Annotated in this window: 16 protein-coding genes; 6 read left to right on the top strand and 10 right to left on the bottom strand. The window is 75.0% G+C overall.

Annotated elements, in window-relative coordinates; translation table 11 throughout:
* Positions 1-629: 629 nt before the first annotated feature.
* The 3 genes from OG550_RS00485 to OG550_RS00475 all read right to left on the bottom strand — a co-directional run bounded on the left by OG550_RS00485 (position 630) and on the right by OG550_RS00475 (position 3,042).
* A complete protein-coding gene (locus OG550_RS00485; RefSeq protein WP_327673274.1) occupies positions 630-1,196 on the bottom strand; it encodes a hypothetical protein in 567 nt (188 codons plus the stop codon).
* Positions 1,193-1,564 (bottom strand): PadR family transcriptional regulator, encoded by a 372-nt coding sequence (locus OG550_RS00480; RefSeq protein ID WP_327673272.1) that lies wholly within the window; start codon positions 1,562-1,564, stop codon positions 1,193-1,195. The genes OG550_RS00485 and OG550_RS00480 overlap by 4 nt, the downstream gene beginning before the upstream one ends.
* Positions 1,565-2,328: 764 nt before the next feature.
* A complete protein-coding gene (locus tag OG550_RS00475) occupies positions 2,329-3,042 on the bottom strand; it encodes an ABC transporter ATP-binding protein (RefSeq protein ID WP_327673270.1) in 714 nt (237 codons plus the stop codon).
* 362 nt (positions 3,043-3,404) lie between these two features.
* Between OG550_RS00475 and OG550_RS00470 the strand changes: the two genes are divergently transcribed.
* The 4 genes from OG550_RS00470 to OG550_RS00455 all read left to right on the top strand — a co-directional run bounded on the left by OG550_RS00470 (position 3,405) and on the right by OG550_RS00455 (position 11,362).
* On the top strand, positions 3,405-6,749 hold the full coding sequence (locus tag OG550_RS00470; protein ID WP_327673268.1) for an FtsX-like permease family protein: 3,345 nt from the start codon (positions 3,405-3,407) through the stop codon (positions 6,747-6,749).
* Positions 6,746-9,589 carry a hypothetical protein gene (locus tag OG550_RS00465; protein WP_327673266.1) on the top strand — a complete coding sequence of 948 codons (2,844 nt, stop codon included), beginning with the start codon at positions 6,746-6,748 and terminating at the stop codon, positions 9,587-9,589. The genes OG550_RS00470 and OG550_RS00465 overlap by 4 nt, the downstream gene beginning before the upstream one ends.
* A gap of 79 nt (positions 9,590-9,668) precedes the next feature.
* Positions 9,669-10,661: an ABC transporter ATP-binding protein gene (locus tag OG550_RS00460; RefSeq protein WP_442905906.1), complete on the top strand. Its 993-nt coding sequence runs from the start codon at positions 9,669-9,671 to the stop codon at positions 10,659-10,661.
* A gap of 125 nt (positions 10,662-10,786) precedes the next feature.
* Positions 10,787-11,362: a helix-turn-helix domain-containing protein gene (locus OG550_RS00455; protein ID WP_327673264.1), complete on the top strand. Its 576-nt coding sequence runs from the start codon at positions 10,787-10,789 to the stop codon at positions 11,360-11,362.
* Positions 11,363-11,405: 43 nt separating this feature from the next.
* Here the strand turns inward: OG550_RS00455 and OG550_RS00450 are convergent, their stop codons facing one another.
* From OG550_RS00450 to OG550_RS00435, 4 genes are all read right to left on the bottom strand, one after another.
* Entirely contained in the window at positions 11,406-12,293 is an 888-nt protein-coding gene (locus tag OG550_RS00450; protein ID WP_327673261.1) for a dihydrodipicolinate synthase family protein, read from the bottom strand.
* 1 nt (position 12,294) lies between these two features.
* Entirely contained in the window at positions 12,295-13,164 is an 870-nt protein-coding gene (locus tag OG550_RS00445) for an aldolase (RefSeq protein WP_327673259.1), read from the bottom strand.
* Positions 13,165-13,464: 300 nt separating this feature from the next.
* Positions 13,465-13,647, bottom strand: a complete 183-nt coding sequence (locus OG550_RS00440) for a hypothetical protein (protein ID WP_327673258.1) — start codon at positions 13,645-13,647, stop codon at positions 13,465-13,467.
* A gap of 208 nt (positions 13,648-13,855) precedes the next feature.
* Positions 13,856-15,493 (bottom strand): AMP-binding protein, encoded by a 1,638-nt coding sequence (locus tag OG550_RS00435; RefSeq protein WP_327673256.1) that lies wholly within the window; start codon positions 15,491-15,493, stop codon positions 13,856-13,858.
* A 625-nt stretch (positions 15,494-16,118) separates the two neighbouring features.
* Here OG550_RS00435 and OG550_RS00430 point away from each other — a divergent pair.
* Positions 16,119-16,754 (top strand): AAA family ATPase, encoded by a 636-nt coding sequence (locus OG550_RS00430; RefSeq protein ID WP_327673254.1) that lies wholly within the window; start codon positions 16,119-16,121, stop codon positions 16,752-16,754.
* A 212-nt stretch (positions 16,755-16,966) separates the two neighbouring features.
* Positions 16,967-17,722, top strand: a complete 756-nt coding sequence (locus tag OG550_RS00425; RefSeq protein ID WP_327673252.1) for a thioesterase II family protein — start codon at positions 16,967-16,969, stop codon at positions 17,720-17,722.
* Between the two features lie 61 nt (positions 17,723-17,783).
* On the opposite strand, the gene OG550_RS00420 is transcribed toward OG550_RS00425, so the two are convergent.
* The 3 genes from OG550_RS00420 to OG550_RS00410 form a co-directional block, all read right to left on the bottom strand.
* Entirely contained in the window at positions 17,784-18,626 is an 843-nt protein-coding gene (locus OG550_RS00420; RefSeq protein WP_327673250.1) for an N-formylglutamate amidohydrolase, read from the bottom strand.
* A gap of 202 nt (positions 18,627-18,828) precedes the next feature.
* On the bottom strand, positions 18,829-21,141 hold the full coding sequence (locus OG550_RS00415; protein ID WP_442906120.1) for an FdhF/YdeP family oxidoreductase: 2,313 nt from the start codon (positions 21,139-21,141) through the stop codon (positions 18,829-18,831).
* A gap of 200 nt (positions 21,142-21,341) precedes the next feature.
* Entirely contained in the window at positions 21,342-21,818 is a 477-nt protein-coding gene (locus tag OG550_RS00410; RefSeq protein ID WP_327673246.1) for a GreA/GreB family elongation factor, read from the bottom strand.
* Between the last annotated feature and the right edge of the window lie 181 nt (positions 21,819-21,999).

Here is a 21,999-nt window from a genome sequence, read left to right as displayed (position 1 = left end):
ATTGTCGTCCGCACCGAAGATGCTCCCGATTCCCACAACCACCCCACTGTGTCGCCGATCACCAGTTGTAGGAACGAATCTACGGCTCACCGGGCGGTCCGTCCCGGGATCAGGGAAATGTCACCCTTCGAGGGTGCGCGGACGCTGAGTGTGCATCACCACGGTTTCCCCGTCGCCGAGTCGGTTCATCGCTTCGCACCGGAGGTCGCGGGTCGGCACGGCTGTCCGGTCGATCGGCCGATCGGAGAGCCAACAGGACTGTGGGGTAAGGGACTTGAACGGTCAGGTGGGGTAACTGCCGCCCGTGCCGGATGCCACAGCGGACCGCTCGTCCGGAACGGCGCCGGCGGGAGGGGGTTGCCGAACGGCCGGGTCGCACATTTCTCGCCCCCGTGGCGCTCGCCGCCGCCGCGGCCCGCCGCCCGGTCGGCCGCTCCGGGCCGATCGCCGGGAACGGCGCCGGGCCCTACGCCGCCGCCGGGCCCGCCGTCGACCCGGCCGTCGGGCCCGCCGGGCTCTGGAAGCCCTGGCGCCACGCTGTCCGCTCCGGATCCCACGGGGCCCGTGGCGGCGGGCGCCCGGACGGGAGGCCCTCCCCGAGCCCTGCGGCGCCGAGACGCCCGCCCGTCCTACTCGGCGGGGGCCGAACCGGCCCTCCTGGCCCGGGAGTCCGCGAGGACGAACGGCAGGCCGGGCAGGAGCAGGACCGGAGCGACCCAGAGCGGCAGGCTGAACAGCGGCTGGTGGCCGATGAGGTAGCGGGTGAGCAGGATGGCCGGCAGTCCGGCCACCAGGCCGACGGCCCAGCCGCGGCGGAGGCCGAGGCTGCCCCGGCGGAGTTCCCAGACGACCGTGATCGTGGCGATGACGGCGTAGAAGGCGATCTGGTCGGCCGTGACGTCCAGTTGGGTGGTGCGCCGGATCAGGTGGGTGAGGAGCAGGAGGGTCCCGAGCATGAAGGACGCCGTGCCCGCGGTGCGCAGCACCCGGCGGGGGAGCGGGGTGCGGGCCCTCGCCCAGGCGGCGGCGAAGGCCCTGACGTCCTGGCCGACGACGTCCTGGGCGGTGCGTCCGGCGGCCGCGGCGTCCTGGAGGTGCGCGGTGAGTTCGTCGAGCATCTCCCGGACGGAGGCTTCGTCGATGCCGCGGTACTCCCAGTTGCTGCGGCAGGCCGCGAGCACCTTCTCGCTCGTCATGTGCTTCCCCCTGGGGGCCGGTTGTCGTCGAGGATCCGACCGACCGGGCCGGTGAAGGCCTGCCAGCCGGCCCGTCCGGCGGCGAGTTCGGCTTCGCCCGCCCCGGTGAGGCGGTAGTACTTCCGCGGAGCGCCGCCGGCCGGGGACGGCGCGCGGAAGGCGGCGATCAGCCCCGCGCGCTCCATCCGGGCGAGCAGCGGGTAGATGCTGCCGTCGCTGACCAGTTCCAGCCCGTTCTCGGTCAGCCCCTGCGCGAACTCGAAGCCGTAGCGCGGCCGTTCCTCGATCAGGGCGAGCAGGCAGAGGTCGAGCACTCCGCGCAGGAGCTGGCTTCGTCGCTGGTCGCGGGCGGGCTCCTCCTTTGTCATGCGGTACAAGATAGTCATCTTCTGTCTTGCACCGCAAGAAAGTGGCGGGGGCCCCGGTGCGGTTCCGGGGCGCGGGCGCGGGGTCGAGGCGCCGCCACCGGGGAAGCGGGCGTGACCGGCGCCGAACCCCGGGGCCCCGACTATCCCGATCCCGCCGCCGTCCGCCTCGGCGTTCTTCGCGTCCGGGAGTGCGGGCCGGCGAAGAATCGTGTGCACATCGATCCCGTCACCGCCTCCGCGGCCCATCGGCAAGAGGTGGCGGCGCGTTCGCGGGTTCTCGGCGCGAAGCCCGCCGGCGTGAGCCCGTCGACGTGAGCCGGGGCTACGCGCCGCGGACGGTTCGGGCCGATCCGGAGGGCAGTGCGTTCCGCGCCCTGGCCCCGCGCCGAGGCGGAGTCCTGGCGGAATGTGTTTCGCGGGGGGCGGGCCGGTGTTCCGCGACGAGGCCGGGAATCGGTTGATCCGGCCTTTTCGCCGTTCGGCGGTGCGGGCCGTGAATTGCGGGCGGGCGTATTTCCGATCCGCTCCGTCCCGTGCGGAATCGGCGGGTCATGTGTGCGTGTGCGGCGGGATCGAAAAATCCGGCTCCGCCGATTCCTGGTCGGCGAAGCCGGATTTCACTGTCCGTCCGTTTGCCCTGCCCTGCCCTGCCCCGCCATGCCCCGCCCGGTGCGGAGCCTGGTCCTCGGACCGTGCGCGCATTCACTCGGCGGGATCGGGCGGCCGCATTCCGTGACGTGGGGAAAGCGGCGGCGCGCCCGGGATCAGTCGTCGGACTCCTCGACGATCCGGCCGTCGCGGAGCTCGACCACCCGGTCGGCCAGCTCCATCAGGGTCGGGTCGTGGGTCGCGACCAGGACGGTGACCCCTTCGCTGTGCACCACCGCACGCAGCAGCTGCATGATCGAGCGGCCGGTCTCCGAGTCCAGCTGGCCGGTCGGCTCGTCGGCGATGATGAGGTCGGGCTCGTTGGCCAGGGCGCGGGCGATGGCGACGCGCTGCTGCTGGCCGCCGGAGAGCTCACCGGGGCGCTGGTTGGCGTGGTCGGCGAGTCCGACCAGGGCGAGGAGGGTGTGGGCGCGCTCCTCGCGCTGGGCGGCGGGCACCTTCCGCAGCCGCATCGGCACGCCGACGTTCTCGGCGGCGGTGAGGACCGGGAGCAGCCCGAAGGACTGGAAGACGAAGCCGATCCGGTCCCGGCGGAGCGCGAGCCGGCCCTCCTCGTCGAGGCTCCCCATGTCGGTGCCGTCGAGGGTGATGGTGCCGCCGCTCGGGCTGTCCAGGCCGCCGACCAGGTTGAGCAGGGTGGTCTTGCCGGAGCCGGACCGGCCCTTGAGGGCGGTGAGTTCACCCTTCCCGATGGAGAAGCTGACTCCGCGCAGCGCGTGGACGGCGCGTTCACCGGTTCCGAAGCTGCGCCGGAGATCGGTGACGGCCACCATGGGAGCGGTGACGGTGCCGACCGGTTGCTGCGTCATACGGCGTCCCCCTGGGTGTTCGGGTGTTCCTCTGGGGCTCCCCGCCGACGGCAAGGAGTTGAGGTGCTCATGGTCAATCTTAGGTGCCGCTTCGACGGCTACTACTGGTTCACGCAAAGCGGCGGCCTGACCTGACGTCAGCCGCAACGGCGATGCGATCCGGAGCATTTGCTCATTGGTTACATGATTCGCGCAAGTCCCTTCCTTTCTTTGACCGGATCTGACAGCATCGTCCGCTATCCGGTGATCAAGCGCCGGTGATCACCGTATCGGTGCGCCAAGGGCGCCCATCCGCGCAGTGGGAGAAGTCTGCCCGTAAGGGCAGCGGCGCGGGGCCATGATGGACCGGGGGAGGAATCAGGATGCTCGGCTTTGTCGTGCGCCGTCTGCGCGGGCGACTGCCCCTGGCCAGTGCGGCGCTGCTCACCGTACTGATCACAACGGCGGTTCTCACCGCGCTGGTGGCGTTCCAGCGCACCGTCGGAGAGGTCGGTCAGCGACAGGCGCTCCAGGGCGCGGGCCACCCCCGCACCACGGTGCTGGTCAACTCCGAGCACGGGCTGGACAAACGGGCCAAGGACGACGCCGCGGTCGCGGACTACGCCCGCGCCCTCTTCGGCGACCGGCCCACCAGCGTCCAGAGCCTGGCCCGCAGCCGCTCCTACGGCCTGCCGGACCAGGCGGGCGGCCAGGCGGGCGGCCAGCCCACCGAGCAGACCGGCGGCCAGCCCGGCAGCCAGCCCACCGGGCAGCCGAGCAGCCGGCCGGGCGGCAAGGAGGCGGACCTCACCCTCCTCGCCGCCCTCGACCGGCAGCGCGTCAGCCTGATCTCCGGCGCCTGGCCCGACACCGCCAAGGCCCCCGGCGCGGGCGGCCCCCTCCAGGCGGCCGTGCCGCAGGCCGCACTGGCCCGGATGGGCCTCAAGGCCGAAGCGCTCCCCGCCAACGTGCAGCTCTCCGACCGCTACGGCGGCGCACCGCTGACCGTCCGGCTCACCGGCGTCTACCGCGCCACCGACGCCGACGACCTCTACTGGCGCCTCGACCCGCTGCTGGGACACGAGATCCAGGTCGGAGGCTTCACCACCTACGGCCCGCTGCTGGTCGACGACAGCGCCTTCACCGCCGCCGGCCTGCCGCAGAACGGCCGCAGCTGGCTGGTCGACGCCGACTTCACGGGCGTCGCCCCCTCCGACGTCGACGCCCTGCGCTCCCGGGTGCCCGGCCTGGGCGACGAACTCGCCAAGAACTCCGGCCTGCTCGCCCACAGCGACCTCGCCGACCTGCTCGGCGAACTCGAATCCAGCGCACTGGTCGCCCGCTCCACCCTGCTGATCGGCGCCCTGCAGCTGATCGTGCTCGCCGCCGCCGCCCTGCTCCTGGTCGTCCACCTGATCGCGACCCGCCAGCAGTCGGAGAACGCCCTGCTGGCCGCCCGCGGCGCGTCCGGCGCCCGGCTCGGCGCGTTCACCGCGACCGAGGCGACCCTGCTCGCGCTGCCCGCCGCGCTGCTCGCCCCCCTGCTCAGCCCGCCGCTGCTCCGCGTACTGGGCGGCTTCGGCCCGCTCCGCCGGGTGCCCCTGGACACCGGCCTCAGCTGGACGCTCTGGCCGGTCTCCGTCCTCTGCGCCCTCGGCTGCGTCCTGCTCGCCGCGGTGCCCGCCCTGCTGCGCGGCGCCGGAGCGGCCGTGCTGCGCCGGGCCGGCCGCCGCCAGGCACTGGCCTCGGGCGCCGCCCGCTCCGGAGCCGACCTCGCCCTGCTCGCCCTGGCCGTCCTCGCCTACCACCAACTCTCCCAGTACAGCGGCGGGTTGTCCCCGGACTCCTCCGGCCGGCTCGGCCTCGACCCGGTCCTCGTCGCCACCCCCACCCTCGCGCTCGGCGCCGGCACCCTCCTGGTGCTGCGCCTGCTCCCGCTGGCCGCCCGCCTCGGCGCCCGGCTGGCCGCCCGCGGCCGCGGCCTGGCACCCGCGCTGGTCGGCTGGCAGCTGGCCCGCCGCCCCGGCCGGGCCAGCGGGCCGGTCCTGCTCCTCGTCCTGGGCGTCTCCACCGGTGTCCTGGCACTCGGCCAGCACGCCACCTGGAACACCTCCCAGCAGGACCAGGCGAGCTTCGCGACCGCCGGCGGACTGCGGATCCACAACTCCAAGACGGCACCGATGGGCCAGGGAAGCCGGTACGGCGCCCTGCCCGGCGGCGACCGGATCCTCCCGGTCGTCCGGCAGGAGCAGTCCCTGCCCGACAACAGCTACGGCCAGGTGATCGTCCTGGACACCGCCGGCTTCGCCGACCGCGTCCCGGTCCGCCCCGACCTGCTGGACGACCAGGACCCGCAGCGGCTGTTCGGCTCCCTCGCCCAGCCCGCGCCCGCCGGGGCGGCCACCGGAGTACCGCTGCCCGGCCACCCCCAGCGGATCGAGGCCGACGTCACGTTCACCTCCGTACCGCAGGCCGTGGACCCGTTCTTCGGCTACCTGCCGTCCAAGGGGCGCCCGGACGCCTGGCTGCTGGTCCGCGACCGCTTCGGCCTCACCTTCCAGGTCCCGCTCACCGGCCTCCCCGCCTCCGGCGACGGCCGGGCCACCGCCGACATCGGCGCACTGACCGACGCCCCGCTCAGCACCGCCTCCGCACCGCTCACGGTCGTGGGGGTGACCGTCTCCGCCGACACGCGGGACGGCGGGGAACTGACCATCCGCAGGCTCTCCACCGTCGACGGACCGGGCGCCGCCGCCGTGCCCGTCGACGTCCCGGCAGGCCTCACCTGGGCCGCCGGCGGCACCAACGCCAACGGCGCGCTCGCCGCCGACCGGCAGACCGAACCCGCCGACGCACGACAGCTGTTCAAGGTGCGCTACCACTCCGTCGTCGGCGCCCCCGGCAGCGTGCGGGGCGTCTTCACCCCGACCGCGGCCGCCGCCCCCGCCGAGGTCCCGGGCGTCGCCACCCGCGGCTTCCTCGCCGCCAACGGCGCGGCCGTCGGCGAGACCGTCCGGGTCCCGGTCGGCGTCACCACCCTGCGGGTGCGGATCACCGCGGCCGTCGAGTCGCTGCCCGTCGTCGGGGACAAGTCGCTCGTCCTCGACCTCGCCACCGTCAGCCGGGCCCTCGCCGCCGAGGGACGGGAGACCCCCGTCCCCGCCGAGTGGTGGCTGCCCGCCACCGGATCCGACGACCCGGTACCCGCACAGGCCGCCGCCGCCCTGCGCGCCGCCCCCGGCGCCCCGGACCTGAAGCTCCGCGAGGAGGTCGCCGCCACGCTGACCGGCGACCCGCTCAGCGCCGCCCCGCAGAACGCGCTCGCCGCCATCGCGGTCGTCACCACGGTGCTCGCCGCCATCGGCTTCGCCGCCGCCTCGGCCGCCGCCGCGGGCGAACGCTCCCGCGAGTTCGCGCTGCTCCTGGCCCTCGGCACCCCGCGCCGCCGCCTGGTCCGCACCGCGGCCGCCGAACAGGCCGTCCTGGTGGGCCTCGGCAGCATCGTCGGACTCGGCCTCGGCGCACTGATCGTCCATCTGATCGTGCCGCTCGTGGTCCTCACCCCGGCGGCCCGCCGCCCCGTCCCGGAGGTCCTGGTCGACCTGCCGGTCGGCACCGCCGTCCTGCTGGCCCTCGCCATCGCCGCCGTCCCGCTGCTCTCGGCCCTGCTCAGCGGCCGCCGGCGCCGGGACGTGGCCCAGCGGCTGCGAAACCTGGAGGAGATGTGACCAGCCCGGCCGGCACCGGCGGGACGCCCGACGGGGGAGCCCCCGCCGACACCGCCCACCGCCCCGCACCCTGGGTGCGCACCAGGCTGCGTGCGGCACCGCTCGCAGCGCTGCTCACCGCCGCACTGGCGTTCGGCACCGTCTTCCTGGCCGCCGCCCTCCCCCGCGTCCTGGACCGGAGCGCGGACCAGGGCCTGCGCGAGTTCCTGAACGACCGGGGACCCGCCATGACCAGCCTGCTCGCCACCGCGGGCCTGCGCGGCGGCGCCCGGGACCTCGACGACGTCGCCGCACAGCTGACCGCGCACGCCGGCCCGACCTACGGCGTCGACCCGAGCGGCCCCGTCTACGGGGCCCGCAGCGGGAAGTCCCGCTCCCTGATCGACCCCGGGCTCGACACGCCCGAAGCCGTCCCCCCGGTGATGGACCTGCTCTACCTCCAGGGCCTCGGCGACCACGGCACCCTCGTCGAGGGCCGCTGGCCGGAGGCCGGCGGGGCCGGCCGACCCGTCCAGATCGCGCTCGGCAAGAGCACCGCGGACACGGTCGGCATCCGCCTCGGCGACGTGCTCAACACCGCGGCGTCCGTCGACGGGGAGGCCCCGCAGGTGGAGGTGGTCGGCCTGTTCGCCGCCCGCTCCGTCGACGACCCGTACTGGGCCGACCTGCCCTGCCCGGTCCAGGCCTGCCTGACCCACACCACCGACTCCCTGCCCAAGGCCTACTGGAAGACCGCCGGCCTGATCGCCGGCGGCTCGCTCGACCGGCTCGACACGTGGTCGCCCGGCGCACAGGACTTCTGGCGGGTGCCGATCGACGTCGGGCACCTGCGCGCCGACCAGCTCTCCCGCATCCAGCAGGACGTCGCCGCCTACCTCACCGGCCCCACCGCGACCGCCCTGATGGCCGCCACCCACCGCGAGGACCTGCGGATCACCTCCCAGCTGCCGCAGCTGTTCCGCGAGGCCACCGCCCGCCACGAGGCGGTGGCGCCACTGGCCGCGATCGGCCCGGCCGGACTCGCCGGGGTCGGCATGGTGGTGCTCTGCCTCGCCGCCGCGCTCACCTCGGACCGGCGCACCGCCGAACTCCGCCTCCTCCAGGCCCGCGGCGGCTCGCGCGGCGGCGTCGTGCGCCGACTGCTCGGCGAGGGCGCGGTCACGGTGCTGCCCGCCGCCGCCGTGGCGACGACGCTCGCGTTCCTGCTGCTGCCCACCCCGCGCTGGGGCGGCGGACTCCTCGCCGCACTGGCCGTCGCCCTGTTCACCCTGCTCGCCCTCCCGGTCCGCGCCGCACTGCTCTGGTCGCGGCCCCGGGCCGCCGGCACCCGCCGCCGCCTGGTCGGCGAACTCGCCGTGCTGGCCCTGACCGTGGCCGCCGTGGCCGAGGTCAGACGCCGCGGCGTCGCCCCCGTCGGCGAGGGCCTGGACCCGCTGCTCGTCGCCGCACCGCTGCTGCTCGCCCTCACCGGCGGCCTGCTGCTCGCCCGGATCCAGCCGCTGCTGGTCGGCGCGTTCGCCCGGGCCGCCGGCCGGGGATCCGGCGTGGTCGGCTTCCTCGGCCTGGCCCGCGCCGCCCGCGGCACCGAGAACCGGCCGCGGCCGTCCGTCCTGCCCTTGCTCGCCCTGCTGCTCGCCGTCACCACCGCCGGCTTCGGGGCCACCGTCCTCGACGCCGTCGACTCGGCCCGCACCCGCGCCGCCCGGCTCGCCGTCGGCGGCGACGCCGCCGTGCTGCTGCCGATCGGCGTCACCGTCCCGCAGGCCTTCACCACCGAGGCTGCCGCACTCCCCGGGGTCCGGGAGGCCGTCCCCGTCTGGTCCGACACCGAGGTGTTCCTCCTCGGCACCGGCTACGGCTCCACCCGGGTCTCCGCCGTGGTCGCCGACCCGGTCGCCTACGCGGCCCTCGCCGGCTCGCTCGGCCGCGGCACCTTCGACCCGGCCGTGCTGGCCGGCGGCTCCGCGGGCCCGGACGGCCCGGTGCCCGCGCTGGTCTCCACCGACCTCGCCGAGAAGCTGGCCGGCGACTCCGGAAACCACCGCCTGCGGCTGCCCGGCGGCGGCGAACTGCTCGTCACCGCGGCCGGGACCGTCGACGGCACACCGGCGCTCCAGGGCGACGGCCGCCTGTTCGTCGTCCTGCCCGCCGCGCCGGCCGTCGCCCGCGCACCCGAACTCGGCCGTTCCAACCTCTGGTTCGCCACCGGCCCGGTCGACGAGGACGCACTGAGGCGCCTGGTGCGCGACCGGATCGTCAATGACGCAGGCCAGGCCAGGCCGAGCGGTGGGGCGGCCGGGGCAGCGGCCGGGGCCGCCGGTGCGGCGGTCGGCAAGGACGCGCTGCCCGCCGGCTACACGCTGCGCACCAGCGCCGCGATGGCCGCCGACCTCGCCGACGACCCGCTCCAGCGCTCCGCCGGACGGCTGTTCTGGGCCGCCGTCCTCGGCGCCGGGGTGCTCGCCCTGCTCGCCGTCCTGCTGACCCTCGTCAGGGCCGCACCCGAGCGCGCCGCCCTGCTCGCCCGGCTGCGGACCATGGGCCTGCGCCCCCGGCAGGGCCTGACCCTGATCCTCGTCGAGACACTGCCCCAGACCCTGGTCGCGGCACTCGGCGGCGGACTGGTCGCGATCACCGCGGTCGTCCTGCTCGGCCCCGCCTTCGACCTGTCCACCCTGGTCGGCGTCGCGATCGCGAAGGGCCTGCCGGTCGCCGTCCCACCGGTCCTGATCCAGACCGGCGGCCTGGCCGTCCTGATCTCGGCCGGCGTGGTCGCGGAGGCACTGGTCTCCGGCCGGCGCCAGATCACCACCGAACTGCGGGCGGGGGACCAGCGATGAGCGCCCCGGCCCGGCACACGACGGAAGCACGACGGTGCGGCCGTGACAGAAGCACAGCGTCGACGAGAGGAGAGCAGCGGTGAACAGCAGCGCCCAGGAACGGACGGCCGTCCCGGTCCCCACCTTCCAGGAACTGCAGGAACGGGCGCGCGCCGCCGCCGCGCCCAAGACCTTCGGAGAGGCGGACGCGGCCATCGTCTGCGACCGCCTGGTCCGCATCTTCAGCGCCCAGGGCGTCGAGGTCCAGGCCCTGCAGGGCCTGGAACTGACCATCCGCAAGGGCGACCTGGTCGCCCTGGTCGGAGCCTCCGGCAGCGGCAAGTCCACGCTGCTCACCATCCTCGCCGGACTGGACGTGCCGACCGCGGGCACCGCGACCGTCGCCGGGTGCGACCTGCTGGAGATGTCGGCCCGCGAGCGCCTGCGCTACCGCCGCGAGGTGGTCGGCTTCATCTGGCAGCAGACCGCCCGCAACCTGCTGCCCTTCCTCACGGCCGCCGAGAACATCGCGCTGCCGATGCAGCTGAGCGGCAGCCGGTCCTCCCGGGCCGCCTCCCGCCGGCAGGCCGCCCGGGTCGCCGAACTGCTGGAGGCCCTGGAGATCGGCGACCTCGCCCACCGGCGGCCGTCCGAGATGTCCGGCGGTCAGCAGCAGCGGGTCGCGATCGCGGTCGGCATGGCCAACAACCCGCCGGTGCTGCTCGCCGACGAGCCGACCGGCGAGCTCGACTCGGAGACCGGGGCGAGCATCTTCGAGGCCTTCCGCACCGTCAACCGGGACCTCGGCGCCACGGTCGTGATCGTCACCCACGACCCGATGGTGGCCGGCGAGGTGCGCCGGACCGTCGCCATCCGGGACGGCCGGACGAGTAGCGAGGTGCTCCGCCGCACCCTCACCGACGAGCACGGCGAGGAGTCGGTGAACGAGACCGAGTACGTGATGCTGGACCGCACCGGCCGGGTCCAGCTCCCGGCCAAGTTCCTGGAGTCGCTCGGGATGGAGCACCGGGTGGCCGTGGAGCTCGCCCCCGACCACATCGCCGTCCGCCCGGACGACCTCGAAGGGCACTGACGGCGGGCGCCGGGGGCGGGGTGCCGGGGACGGGGTACCGAGGACGGGCAGGGACGGCGGGGCGCGGGCGCCCCATGCGCGGATGGGATACTGGACCGGGACGTTCCGGGGCGAGAGGTGGCGCGATGAGCAGCCGGGTGAGGGTGCTGAGGAAGCAGAACCGGCTCAGCCTGGAGGCACTGGCGGCGCAGGTCGGTGTGACCAAGAGCTACCTGTCCAAGGTGGAGCGCGGGCTCAGCGACCCGTCGATCTCCACCGCGCTCAAGCTCGCGCACGCGCTGGACGTGGACGTCAGCCGGCTGTTCTCGGACGAGGTGGAGCCCGAGCTGGTGACCGTGGTGCGGGCCGGTGAGCGGACGCCGATGGCCGGCGGGGCCGGTGCGGGCGGGCCGCACTACGAGGGCATCGCGACCGGGCTGACCGGCAAGCAGATGGTGCCGTTCATGATGCACCCGCCGACCGACCCGGGCGATTCGCCGTTCAAGTCCCACGCGGGCGAGGAGTTCCTCTTCGTCCACGCGGGGACGGTCGAGCTGGAGTTCCCGGAGCGGACGGTGCAGCTGGAGCCCGGCGACAGCGTCTACTTCAACTCGGCGCTGCCGCACCGCTGCCGCTCGACGGGCGCCGGGCCGGCCGCGGTCCTCGTGGTGATCCACGACGACCCGGCCGGCCCGGCGGACCGCGTCCCGGTCCTGCCCTGACGCGGCTGCGCCGGGCCGGGGGGCGGGGGACGGGCGGCGGGTGTCAGCCCACCGCCGCGAGCAGCTCGGCCAGCCGGCCGGTCCGCTCCTCGTCCAGCGGCAGCAGCGGCGGCCTCGGCGTCCCGACGTCGAGCCCGCTCAGGGCCAGCCCGGCCTTGACCGTGGTGGGCAGGCCGCCGCGCAGGATGAACTCCAGCACCGGCAACTGGCGGTAGAACACCTCGCGGGCCGTGTCCAGCTCGCCCGCCCGGACCGCCCGGTGGAGTTCCAGCACCGGCCCGGGGATCAGGCACGGCGCGGCGGTGCACCAGCCGGCCGCTCCGGCGGCGAACGCCTCCAGCGCCAGCGGGTTGCTCCCGTTGTAGAAGGGCAGCGCGCCGTCGGTGAGCTGGGAGAGCCGGTGCATCCGCTGCACGTCTCCGCTGCTCTCCTTGACCATGGTGATGTTCTCCACCCGCTCGACGAGGGAGACCATCAGCTCGGGGGAGAGGTCGATCCCGCTGGTGGCGGGGTTGTTGTAGATCATCACCGGGACGGAGACCGCCTCGGCCACCGCCGTGAAGTGGCGGGTCACCTCGCGCTCGTCCAGCTTCCAGTACGAGACCGGGAGCACCATCACCGCGTCCGCGCCCGCCTGTTCGGCGAACCGGGCGCGCCGGATCGCGTTGCGGGTGGTGAGGTCCGCGACGCCGACCACCGAGGGCACCCGTCCGGCGACGGCCGCGAGCGCGGCCTCGGCGGTGGTGTACCACTCCTGGTCGTCCAGGTAGGCGCTCTCGCCGGTCGAGCCGAGCGGTGCCACCGCGTGGACTCCGGAGGCGATCAGCCGGTCGACCAGGGCGGCGAGCGCGTCGGTGTCCACGCCGCCGTCACCGGGGGCGAACGGGGTCACCGGGTACGCGATGATCCCTTCCAGGGTGGGACCGGCCATCTCAGGCACCGCCGTTCGTGTCGTCCGTGTCGCTGCTCGTGGTCGTGCCGGGGGTGGTGCCGCCGCCGGGGGAGCCGGTGGCCGGCGCGGTGAGCGCGTCACCGTGCCCGGCCCGCAGCGCGCGGCGGGCGTAGTAGGCGAAGTTGGCCTGGCCGCGCTTGGGGGTGGAGGTCCAGTCGTGGGCCTCGCGGGCGAGCAGCTCCGGTATCTCCTGGATCCGGCCGGAGGCGGAGGCCAGCAGTTGGAGGCGGGCGGCCCGTTCGAAGAGCACGGCGAGGGTGCAGGACTCCTCCACGGTGCCGGTGGCGACCAGCTGTCCGTGGTGGGCCAGGAGCAGCGCCCGCTTGTCGCCGAGCGCGGCCGAGATGATCTCGCCCTCCTCGTTGCCGACGGGGATCCCGGGCCACTTCTCCAGGAACGCGCAGTCGTCGTACAGCGGGCAGAGGTCCATGTGCGAGACGACCAGCGGGGTCTCCAGCATCGACAGTGCGGAGATGTGCAGCGGGTGGGTGTGGATGATGCAGTTGACGTCGGGGCGGGCCCGGTACACCCAGCTGTGGAAGCGGTTGGCCGGGTTGGCCATGCCGTCTCCTTCGAGGACGTTGAGGTCCTCGTCCACCAGGAGCAGGTTGGCCTCGGTGATCTCGTCGAAGCCGAGCCCGAGCCGCTGGGTGTAGTAGGTGCCGGGCCGTTCGGCGCGGGCGGTGATCTGGCCGGCCAGACCGGAGTCGTGGCCGGCGTCGAAGAGGATCCGGCAGGTGAGCGCCAGCTTCTGGCGGGTGGTCCAGCCGTTGTCGGGGATGGCGGTCTGCATCCTGCGCTGGGCGAGGTCGACCAGGTCCGCCTTGGTGGCGGTCAGGGTCTCGGCCATGACGGTGCTTCTCCTTCGTGCGGGGACGCCGGGTCCGTCGGGGACGCCGGGGCGCGGTGCACCGCGGAGCGCGCGGCGCGTCGGTGTCCGGTGCCGGGGGACCGGCGAAGGACACGACGTTCACCTTAGGACACCTTGTGTCCTGATGTCGACGGCATACCGGTGCCCCGCCCGGCGGCTCCGCCGAGGTCCGACACCCGCCACCCGTGGCCTGCGGCCTGCGGCCCGTCGGCCCGTCGGCCGCCGTACTCGGGGCTGCGGCCGGGGTCGAAGGCTCCCGCCGGACGGGTCGGCGCTCCGTCAACTCTCCCCGCTGGTACGGCGGATCAGCCCGGACCGCTCGGCCTCTTCCCGGAGGTCCCGGGGCGCGCCGCGGTCGGAGCGGTCGCCCCGGGCCGCGGCCGTGCAGAGGGCGAAGACGAGCAGGGCGCTGGCCGCCGCGGCGAGGATGCCGAGCGCGGTCAGGACGCGGAGCCAGGTCACGGAAGGTGCCTCCTGTGGGGCGGCGCGAAGGAGTGCCGCCGGGGATATCGGCAGACCGGCCCGCCGGGTCGAGTGTCCACGGGCGGTTCCGCATCGCCACCGCCGCGCGGGCGGTGGTGCGCGCGGGCGGTCGAAGCGCGGGCAGCGCACAGTCCCGCCCCGCGCGCCCCCGGCTACCCCTCGTCCCCGGCTACCCGTGGCCTCCCGGCTACCCCTCGTCCCCCGGCCCGGCCGTCAGGGCCCGCAGCGCCCCGAGATCCGGCTTGCCGGTCCCGGCCAGCGGGATCCCCGGCAGGACCAGGATCGTCGCCGGGTCGCAGAGCGGCCCGCTCCGCTCACGCACCCACCGGTGCAACTGCGCCGCCGTCACCCCGCTGCCCGGCAGCACGGTCACGGCGGCGTGCGCCCGCTGCAGCCGGTCCGGCCCGGTGGTGGCGAACATGACCGCCTCCCGCACCGCGGGGTGGGCCAGCAGCGGCCCCTCGACGTCGCGCGGGAAGACGTTGTGCGCGTCGACGATCGCCATCGGGTCGCGCCGCCCCGCCACCGTCAGGTAACCGGCCCCGTCCAGGCCGCCCAGGTCGCCGGTGTCCAGCCAGCCGTCGCGGAGCACCCGGGCGGTCAGCTCCGGATCACGCCAGTAGCCCTCCATCGCGGTCGGCGTGCGCACCTGGATCCGGCCGGTGGCGCCCGGGGGCAGCGGCCTGCCCTCCTCGTCCAGGATCCGCACGTCGGTGTCCGGGAACGGCCGGCCCGCCGTGGTCAGCAGCCGCGGGTCGAGGTGCTCGTCCGGGGTCAGCCTGGTCACCGGCCCGCACTCGGTCAGGCTGTAGGTCTGGTGCAGCACCCGGCCCAGCCGCCGGGTCGCCTCGGCCAGCCGCTCGGGTGCCGCCGGACACCCGGTGTAGGTGACCCGGCGCAGGCTCCCGGTGTCGGTCCGGGGCAGCGCGGGGTGGTCCAGCACCCGGTACAGCAGGTGCGGCGGCAGGTAGACCCGGGACACCCGGTACCGCTCCACCGCCGCCAGCACCTCCTCCGCCGCGAACCCGTCCTGCAGCACGACGGTGCCGCCCGCCGCGAGCGCGAGGTCGGCCGTGGTGCCGCCGCCGTGGCAGAGCGCCGTGCAGAGGAGGAACACCGACGCCGCCACCAGTTCCGGCCGCGGCGGGCGGGCGAACCGGCGCAGGACCCCCTTCGGCCGCCCGGTCGAGCCGCCGGTGAACCGGACCGCCATCACGTCCTCGGGCCGGAACCGGGGTGTCACCGGCCCGGCGGGCAGCGGTGCGGCCAGCTCCAGCAGGTCCACCCCCAGGACGGTCGGCCCGAGCGCCAGCAGGCCCGCCGAGGGCAGCGCGGCGGCGATCCGCGCGGCCTCCGCGCCGAACCGCGCCGGGTCGAAGACGAAGGCCGTCGTCCGCGCCGACCCGGCCATCGCGATCTGGTCCGCCACCGGCCGGTCGGTGTAGAGCATCGCGACCCGGCAGCCGATCAGATTGGCCGCCAGCCGCACCAGCACCGTCTCCGGACGGTTCCCGGCCAGGACGGTGACGCCGTCCCCGCGCCGCAGCCCGGTCGCCAGCAGTGCCCGCGCCAGCCGGTACACGTCCGCCAGGCACTCCGCCGCCGTGCGTTCCCCCGCCCCGTGGCGGATCGCCACCCGTTCCGGATCGCGCGCCAGCCCGGCCAGCACGAGACCGGTGTGCGTCGCCGCCCCGGTGTCGGCCGCCGCGACCGGTTCGGCCCGCAGTGTCCCCGCCACGTCCCAGCCCTCCACCCGCCGCGCACCCCCGGTGCCGCCCGGCACGTCGCCCACCGCTCCGACGGATCCGACGATCTGACGGTCCATCACATCGGCCACCACCCTACTGATCGTTCGGGGGAGCGGGTACGGACGGGGCTGAACCGCAGGTGCGGGCGGGGCCGAGGAGGGCCTGTCGGGGTCGGACCGTGGACGCCGGGCGGGAACCGGCAAACCCGCTGGGCCCGTCCGGCACCTCGGACCCCGTGGCTCCGTCGCAGCTCGGGACGGCGCCTGACCGGGCCTTCGGGGACCTTGCGCGGTGACGCATCACCGCTGACCGGCCGGCCCCCGGCCGGGCCGGTCCGACCGCGGCGCGGCCGAGGCGTCGGCCGCTCCGCCGTGTCGACAGGTCGACGGCCAGGACTGACGGGCGCGCCTCCGCACTATCGCCCCGCCCCGCCGGGTCGGCCGGCCCGTCCGGCCGACCTCGTGTACGGTCCGGACCCGCAGGCCCCGCGACGCGGCGCGCCGCCCGTCGGGGGAACCGGCCGCCGGGCCCCCGGCGTGGATTGTTATCGTGCCGGGTCGGGCACGGACGGGATGAGTGAGCACCATGGACAGGTCGACCACTGCGGGTGGGCCGACGGCGATCCGGCCGGCGACCGGTAGCCGAGCTGCGCCGCCGGAACCGGCGGGACCGGCGGGAGCGGCGGGACCGGCTGGAGCGGCGATGGAACCGCGAGGCCTGGTCGACCTGCGCGGCGACGCCGGTGAACCGTTCACCGCCGGCTACCCGGGCGACGCCGTCGTGGTCGTCTCCGGTCTGCCCGGGAGCGGCAAGAGCACCCTGCTGCGCCGCTGGTCCGCCGCGGCGCCCCGGGCCGGGACCGTGGACCCGCGGGCCGTCCACGAGGCCTGCGCCGCCGTCATGCCCGCGCGCCTGCCGTACGCCGTCTACCGGCCGTGGGCGCGGCTGGAACACTTCCGGCTGCTCCGCCGCTCGGTCCGCCGGGGCGGACCGCTCCTCGTCCACGACTGCGGCAGCCGGGCGTGGATGCGCCGCTGGCTCGCCCGCTCGGCCGCCCGGCAGGGGCGAGAACTGCACCTCGTGCTGCTCGACGTCGGCGCCGCCACCGCCCTGGCCGGGCAGCAGGCCCGCGGCCGCTGGGCGCCGCGCCGTGCCTTCGCCCGGCACCGCCGGGGCCTCGACCGGCTGCTCGCCGCGTTCACCCGGCACGCCCGCGGTGCCGGTGCGACGCCCGCGCCGGAGGCCGCGTCGGTGCTCCTGCTGGACGGCGTCTCCCGCTCGCGCGCGGTGCGGGCCCGGTTCGGGGCGGCACCGGCGGGCCCGCCGACGGGGGCCTGAGCGGATCCGACGGGGGTCTGAACGGGGCTGGCACGGGTCCGGCACGGGGCGGACGCGGGTCCGGTGAGCCCGCGCCGGGGCGCGTGCGGGCTGCGGGAGTGGCGGCCGTCACGGTGCCGGTCCGGCGGGTGGCCTGGTGGGCGGGGCGGTCGGGTGGGGAGACTGGGACTTGAGATCGACCAGCCGCCAGTACGCCGAGAGGGAGCCCCCGCATGCCCGGCCACACCGCCGCCACCGAGAGCCTCTGGTTCCGCCGCTTCCACCCCAACGACGCGGCACCCGCCCGGGTCGTGATCTTCCCGCACGCGGGCGGCGCGGCCGGCTACTTCCTGGACTGGTCGGCCGCCCTCTCGCCGTACGCGGACGTGCTCGCCGTCCAGTACCCGGGCCGGCAGAACCGGTTCGAGGAGCCGGCGGCCGACTCGCTGACCGTGCTCGCCGACCGGGCCTACGAGGCGCTGCTGAGCTGGGCGGACCGCCCGCTGACGCTGTTCGGGCACAGCATGGGGGCCTCCGTCGCCTTCGAGGTGGCGCGCCGGTTCGAACGCGACGGCGCGGACGGCCCGGTGCGGCTCTGCGTCTCCGGCAGCCGCGCGCCCTCCGTGCCCCGGGACTCGACGGTCCACCTGCTGGACGACGACGGCCTGCTCGCGGAGGTCGCCAGGCTCGGCGGCACCGACCAGCGCGTCCTGGCCGACCCGGAGCTGCGCGACCTGATCCTGCCGTCACTGCGCGGCGACTACACGGCCATCGAGACGTACTGCTGCGCGCCCGACGACCTGGTCTCCCTGCCGGTCACCGCCCTGACCGGTGACGCCGACCCGCGCGCGTCGGTCGAGCAGGTCCGCGGCTGGGCCGCCCACACCACCGGCGCCTTCGACCTGAGCGTGTTCCCCGGCGGCCACTTCTACCTCGCCGACCAGCGCCCCGCCGTCGTGGAGGTCCTCACCTCCCACCTGCGGGGCTGACCGCGGGGTCCGGGGACCAGGGGACCAGGAGGGCGGGGGTGGTGCGGCGCGACCCCGGCGGTCAGACGGAGACCTCGTCGACGAGCCGGGTCAGCGCGGCGGCGAGCGCCTCCAGACCGGGGCCGGCGGGCCCGCCGGGCTCCGCCATGTAGAGGTCGCGCCGGATCTCCACCATGAGCGCGCCGACCTCCGCCGTCCCGCCGTAGTACCGCAGCGGCACGTACGTCCCCGCGAACGGGCTGTCGAGGCCGGTTCCGCCGAAGTCCGCGAACGCCCGCCGCGCCGCGTCGAGCAGCGGGGCGGGCGTGTGGCGCGGGTCGGTGCCGAGGCAGATCGGCGGGCGCGGGCCGTCGCCGTGGAGCTCGTAGGGCAGGGCCTTCGCCGGGTACGAGTGGACGTCGACGATCACTGCCCGGCCGACCGCTTCGAGGCGGTCCGCGACCGCCGCCGTCATGGCCTGCGCGTACGGGTGGAAGTAGCGTTCGAGCAGCGGCCGGCCGTCGAATCCGGCCGGGCGGAGCTCCTCGCGGTGTGTGGTCCGGGTGTAGACCGCCCCCATGCCGGCCGCCAGCATCTCCTCGCGCTCGTCGGGGAACCGCTCGGGGTCGACGACCAGCCGCGAGAGCCGGTTGACGAAGCGCCAGGGCGTCGTCCGCGCCGCCTGTGCGGCCAGCCGGGCGATCTCGGCGGTGTGCGCGTCGGTGATGTGGTCGAGTTCGAGCGCGAGCGCCCGGTCGTCCGGCAGGATCCCGGAGCGGACGTCGGCGGGTATGGTCCGCGAGGAGTGCGGGACGTGGAGGATCACGGGGGAGCCGGGCGCCCCGGGGTGGAGCCGGAACGACTCCGCGGGGCCGGGAGCCGGGAGTGCGTCGGGGGTGCCGGGGGAGTCCGGGGAGTCGGCCATCTGTGCCTCGCTGCGCGTCTGGTGCCGGTGGGTCACGGACATCATGTCCGCCCGGGACCGGCGCGATCACCCGGACCCCCGGGTGTCCCGGTGCCCCGGATCCCCGGCTCCGGGCATCCCCGACCGATGGCGTCCCCGACCTCCGGCATCCCCGACCCACGGCATCCCCGACCTCCGGCGTCCCGGCGGGCGAGCGGGCGGCTCAGGCGGCGGGATCGATGGTGACCTTGAGGTGCTTCATGATCGGCTGGTCGCTCTGGGTGCTGTAGTCGCCGAGCGCGCACAGCACGTTCATCTCGGGCATGTACCCGGCCGCGCACCCGCGCGGGATGTCGTAGGGGATCGCGAGGTAGCCGTGCAGGGAGCGCCGGCTGCCGTCCTTCGCGGTGCTCGTGATGTCGACGGGGCCGAGGTCGGCGATGCCGCGTTCGCGCATGTCGGCGCGGTTCATGAAGACCAGTGTGCGCAGGTTCCTGATGCCCCGGTAGCGGTCGTTGTCGGAGTAGATCGTGGTGTTCCACTGGTCATGGGAGCGCATGGTGCCCAGTGCCAGGGTGCCGGGCGCGGGGACGACGTCGGGCAGCGCGGCGGCGGAGAACTCGGCGCGGCCGGACGGCGTGAGGAAGACCAGTTCGCGGGCCGGCTGCTTGATGCGGAAGCCGAGGGGCAGCCGCACCCGGCGGTTGAAGTCCTCGAAGCCGTCGAGGGCGCGGGCCATGGTGTCGCGGATCCGGTCGTAGTCCTCGATGTACCACTCCCAGGGCGTGGCGCTGTCGGGCAGGGCCGCGCGGGCCATGCCGGCGACGATGGCCGGTTCGGAGAGCAGGTGCGGCGAGGCGGGGCGCTTCATGCCGACCGACAGGTGGACCATGCTCATCGAGTCCTCGACGGAGGTGCTCTGGACGCCCCTGCGCTGGTGGTCCTTCTCGGTCCGGCCCAGGCACGGGAGGATCAGCGCCTGCCGCCCGTGCACGAGGTGGCTGCGGTTCAGCTTGGTGCTCACCTGGACGGTGAGCTCGCAGGCCCGCAGCGCCTCGTAGGTGTACGGGGTGTCGGGCGCGGCGAGCGCGAAGTTGCCGCCCATGCCGACGAACACCGTGACGTCCCCGCGGTGCATCGCCTTGATGGTGGCGACGGTGTCGAGGCCGTGCGCGCGGGGCGGCCGGATGTCGCAGGCCTCGGCGAGGCGGTCCAGGAACGCGTCCGTCGGCCGGTGGTCGATGCCGCAGGTGCGGTTGCCCTGGACGTTGCTGTGCCCGCGGACAGGGGAGGGCCCGGCGCCCTCGCGGCCCAGGTTGCCGCGGAGCAGCAGCAGGTTGACGATCTCCCGGACGGTGTCGACGCCGTGCTCGTGCTGGGTGAGTCCCAGGCACCAGCTGACGATCGAGCGGTCGGCCTCGCTGTACACCCGCGCCGCCCCGAGGACGTCGGCGCGGCCCAGCCCGGACTGCCGCTCGATCTCCTCCCACGGGGTGGCCTCGCAGAGCGCACGGTACTCCTCGAAGCCGGCGGTGTGCCGGTCGATGAACTCGCGGTCGAGCGCGCGCGGGTCGGTGACGGACTGTTCCAGGACCGCCTTGGCCATGCCGCGCAGCAGCGCCATGTCGCCGCCGATGCGGGGCTGCAGGTTGAGGGTGCTGGTCCGGGTCGTCCGGTGGAGCCCCATGTCGAGGAAGTCGTGGGGGACGATGGTGCGGGTGGCCGCCGCCTCGACCAGCGGGTTGACGTGCACGATCCGTGCTCCGCGGTGGTACGCCTCGGCCAGCGCGGTCAGCATCCGCGGCGCGTTCGACGCCGCGTTGACCCCCAGGATGAACAGGGCGTCGGCGCTCTCCCAGTCCTTGAGGTCGACGGTTCCCTTTCCGGTGCCCAGCGAGGCCTGGAGGGCGCGGCCACTGGCCTCGTGGCACATGTTCGAGCAGTCCGGGAGGTTGTTGGTGCCGAGTTCGCGGGCCATCAGCTGGTAGAGGAACGTGGCTTCGTTGCCGAGCCGGCCGGAGGTGTAGAACGACGCCCGGTTCGGGTCGTCCAGTTCGCGCAGGGTGCGGCCGACCAGCTCGAAGGCGTCCTTCCAGCGGATCGGGACGTAGTGGTCCGAGGCCGCGTCGTAGACCATCGGCTCGGTCAGGCGGCCCTGGTTCTCCAGGTCGTAGTCGCTCCAGCCGGACAGTTCGGTCACCGAGTGCGCGGCGAAGAACTCGCGGCCGACCCGCTTGCGGGTCATCTCCCAGGTGACGTGCTTGATCCCGTTCTCGCAGATGTCCAGGTGCAGGCCCTTGGTGTCGTCCGGCCACGCGCACCCCGGGCAGTCGAACCCGCCGTTCTCGTGGTTCATCCGCAGGATCGCCCGCGGGCCGTCCACCAGTGCGCCCTCGCGGACCAGGAACCGGCTCACGCTCGCGGCCGCGCCCCAGGCGGCGGCGGGGTGGTGGTAGGGGCGGAACTCCGGCTCCCCGTCGGGCGCCGGCCCGACGCGGGGTTGCCGGGGCTCCTGCTCGTCGTCGCCGGTGTTCAAGCCGTTGTCGGTGCTCAAGGCCCTCGACCCTCCTGCCATGCGTACGTGCCCACACGCGGGCGTACCTGCCTACCGGCCTACCGGTGTGCGGGCACGTAGGCACGTGTGCATGTGTCCATACGGGGACGGAAACGTACTTTTCGGGCAGGCTACGGCCTGTGCCCGGGGCGCGCCATCCGGCCCGGGCCCGGCGTCGCCGGCTACGCCTCGCCGTCCCCGGCGCCGATCGACAGGACGACCGCGGCCGTCGAACCCCTGGGGCTCTCGTACTCGACGGTCTCACCGGCCCGGCGGCCGAGCAGGGCGTGGCCGAGCGGGCTGTCGACGGTGACCAGCGTCCGGTCGAGTGCCTCGGCGACCTCGCCCACCTGGAGGGTCATCTCCGTGCCGTCCGCGAACCGGACCGTCACGGTGCTGCCGACGCCGACCGTCTCGGTGCCGGGCCGTCCTGCGACGGCCGCCTCGTCGAGCCGTCCGTCGATCTCGGCGATCCTGCGGTCCAGCCGTTCGAGCTCCGTGGCGCGCTGCAACTCGTCGGCCTGGTCCGCGGGGTCGCCCACCTCGTCACCGCCCCGCAGGGTGGCGGCGACCTTCCCGCGTTCGCTCCGCAGGTCGGCGAGCTCCTGTCGGAGCGCCTCGCGGGCGACCTCGCTGATGGGCTCTGGTCCACCGGTCATTCCTGCTCCTGTCGTGCCGGCGGCACGCGTGGGCGCCTCCGGCCAATCGCAGAATTGGGGCCTTTTCGAAGATATCAGTCAAATCGCCGCGCCGTGACGGCGGCCGGTTCCACCTCGCCCCGGGGCTCCGGCCGCCGCTTCCGGGCGGGCGGGCGGCCCCCGGCGACCGGCGGGACATCAA

The sequence above is a fragment of the Kitasatospora sp. NBC_00458 genome (assembly GCF_036013975.1).
Lineage (GTDB): Bacteria > Actinomycetota > Actinomycetes > Streptomycetales > Streptomycetaceae > Kitasatospora.
This window is presented reverse-complemented; position numbering and strand designations above follow the sequence as displayed.

What these genes read in the sequence shown, in the direction of transcription:
- OG550_RS00485 (WP_327673274.1), bottom strand. Translation starts at nt 1,196, where the DNA reads ATGACGAGCGAGAAGGTGCTCGCGGCCTGCCGCAGCAACTGGGAGTAC.
- OG550_RS00480 (WP_327673272.1), bottom strand. Translation starts at nt 1,564, where the DNA reads ATGACAAAGGAGGAGCCCGCCCGCGACCAGCGACGAAGCCAGCTCCTG.
- OG550_RS00475 (WP_327673270.1), bottom strand. Translation starts at nt 3,042, where the DNA reads ATGACGCAGCAACCGGTCGGCACCGTCACCGCTCCCATGGTGGCCGTC.
- OG550_RS00470 (WP_327673268.1), top strand. Translation starts at nt 3,405, where the DNA reads ATGCTCGGCTTTGTCGTGCGCCGTCTGCGCGGGCGACTGCCCCTGGCC.
- OG550_RS00455 (WP_327673264.1), top strand. Translation starts at nt 10,787, where the DNA reads ATGAGCAGCCGGGTGAGGGTGCTGAGGAAGCAGAACCGGCTCAGCCTG.
- OG550_RS00450 (WP_327673261.1), bottom strand. Translation starts at nt 12,293, where the DNA reads ATGGCCGGTCCCACCCTGGAAGGGATCATCGCGTACCCGGTGACCCCG.
- OG550_RS00445 (WP_327673259.1), bottom strand. Translation starts at nt 13,164, where the DNA reads ATGGCCGAGACCCTGACCGCCACCAAGGCGGACCTGGTCGACCTCGCC.
- OG550_RS00435 (WP_327673256.1), bottom strand. Translation starts at nt 15,493, where the DNA reads ATGGACCGTCAGATCGTCGGATCCGTCGGAGCGGTGGGCGACGTGCCG.
- OG550_RS00430 (WP_327673254.1), top strand. Translation starts at nt 16,119, where the DNA reads ATGGAACCGCGAGGCCTGGTCGACCTGCGCGGCGACGCCGGTGAACCG.
- OG550_RS00425 (WP_327673252.1), top strand. Translation starts at nt 16,967, where the DNA reads ATGCCCGGCCACACCGCCGCCACCGAGAGCCTCTGGTTCCGCCGCTTC.
- OG550_RS00420 (WP_327673250.1), bottom strand. Translation starts at nt 18,626, where the DNA reads ATGGCCGACTCCCCGGACTCCCCCGGCACCCCCGACGCACTCCCGGCT.
- OG550_RS00410 (WP_327673246.1), bottom strand. Translation starts at nt 21,818, where the DNA reads ATGACCGGTGGACCAGAGCCCATCAGCGAGGTCGCCCGCGAGGCGCTC.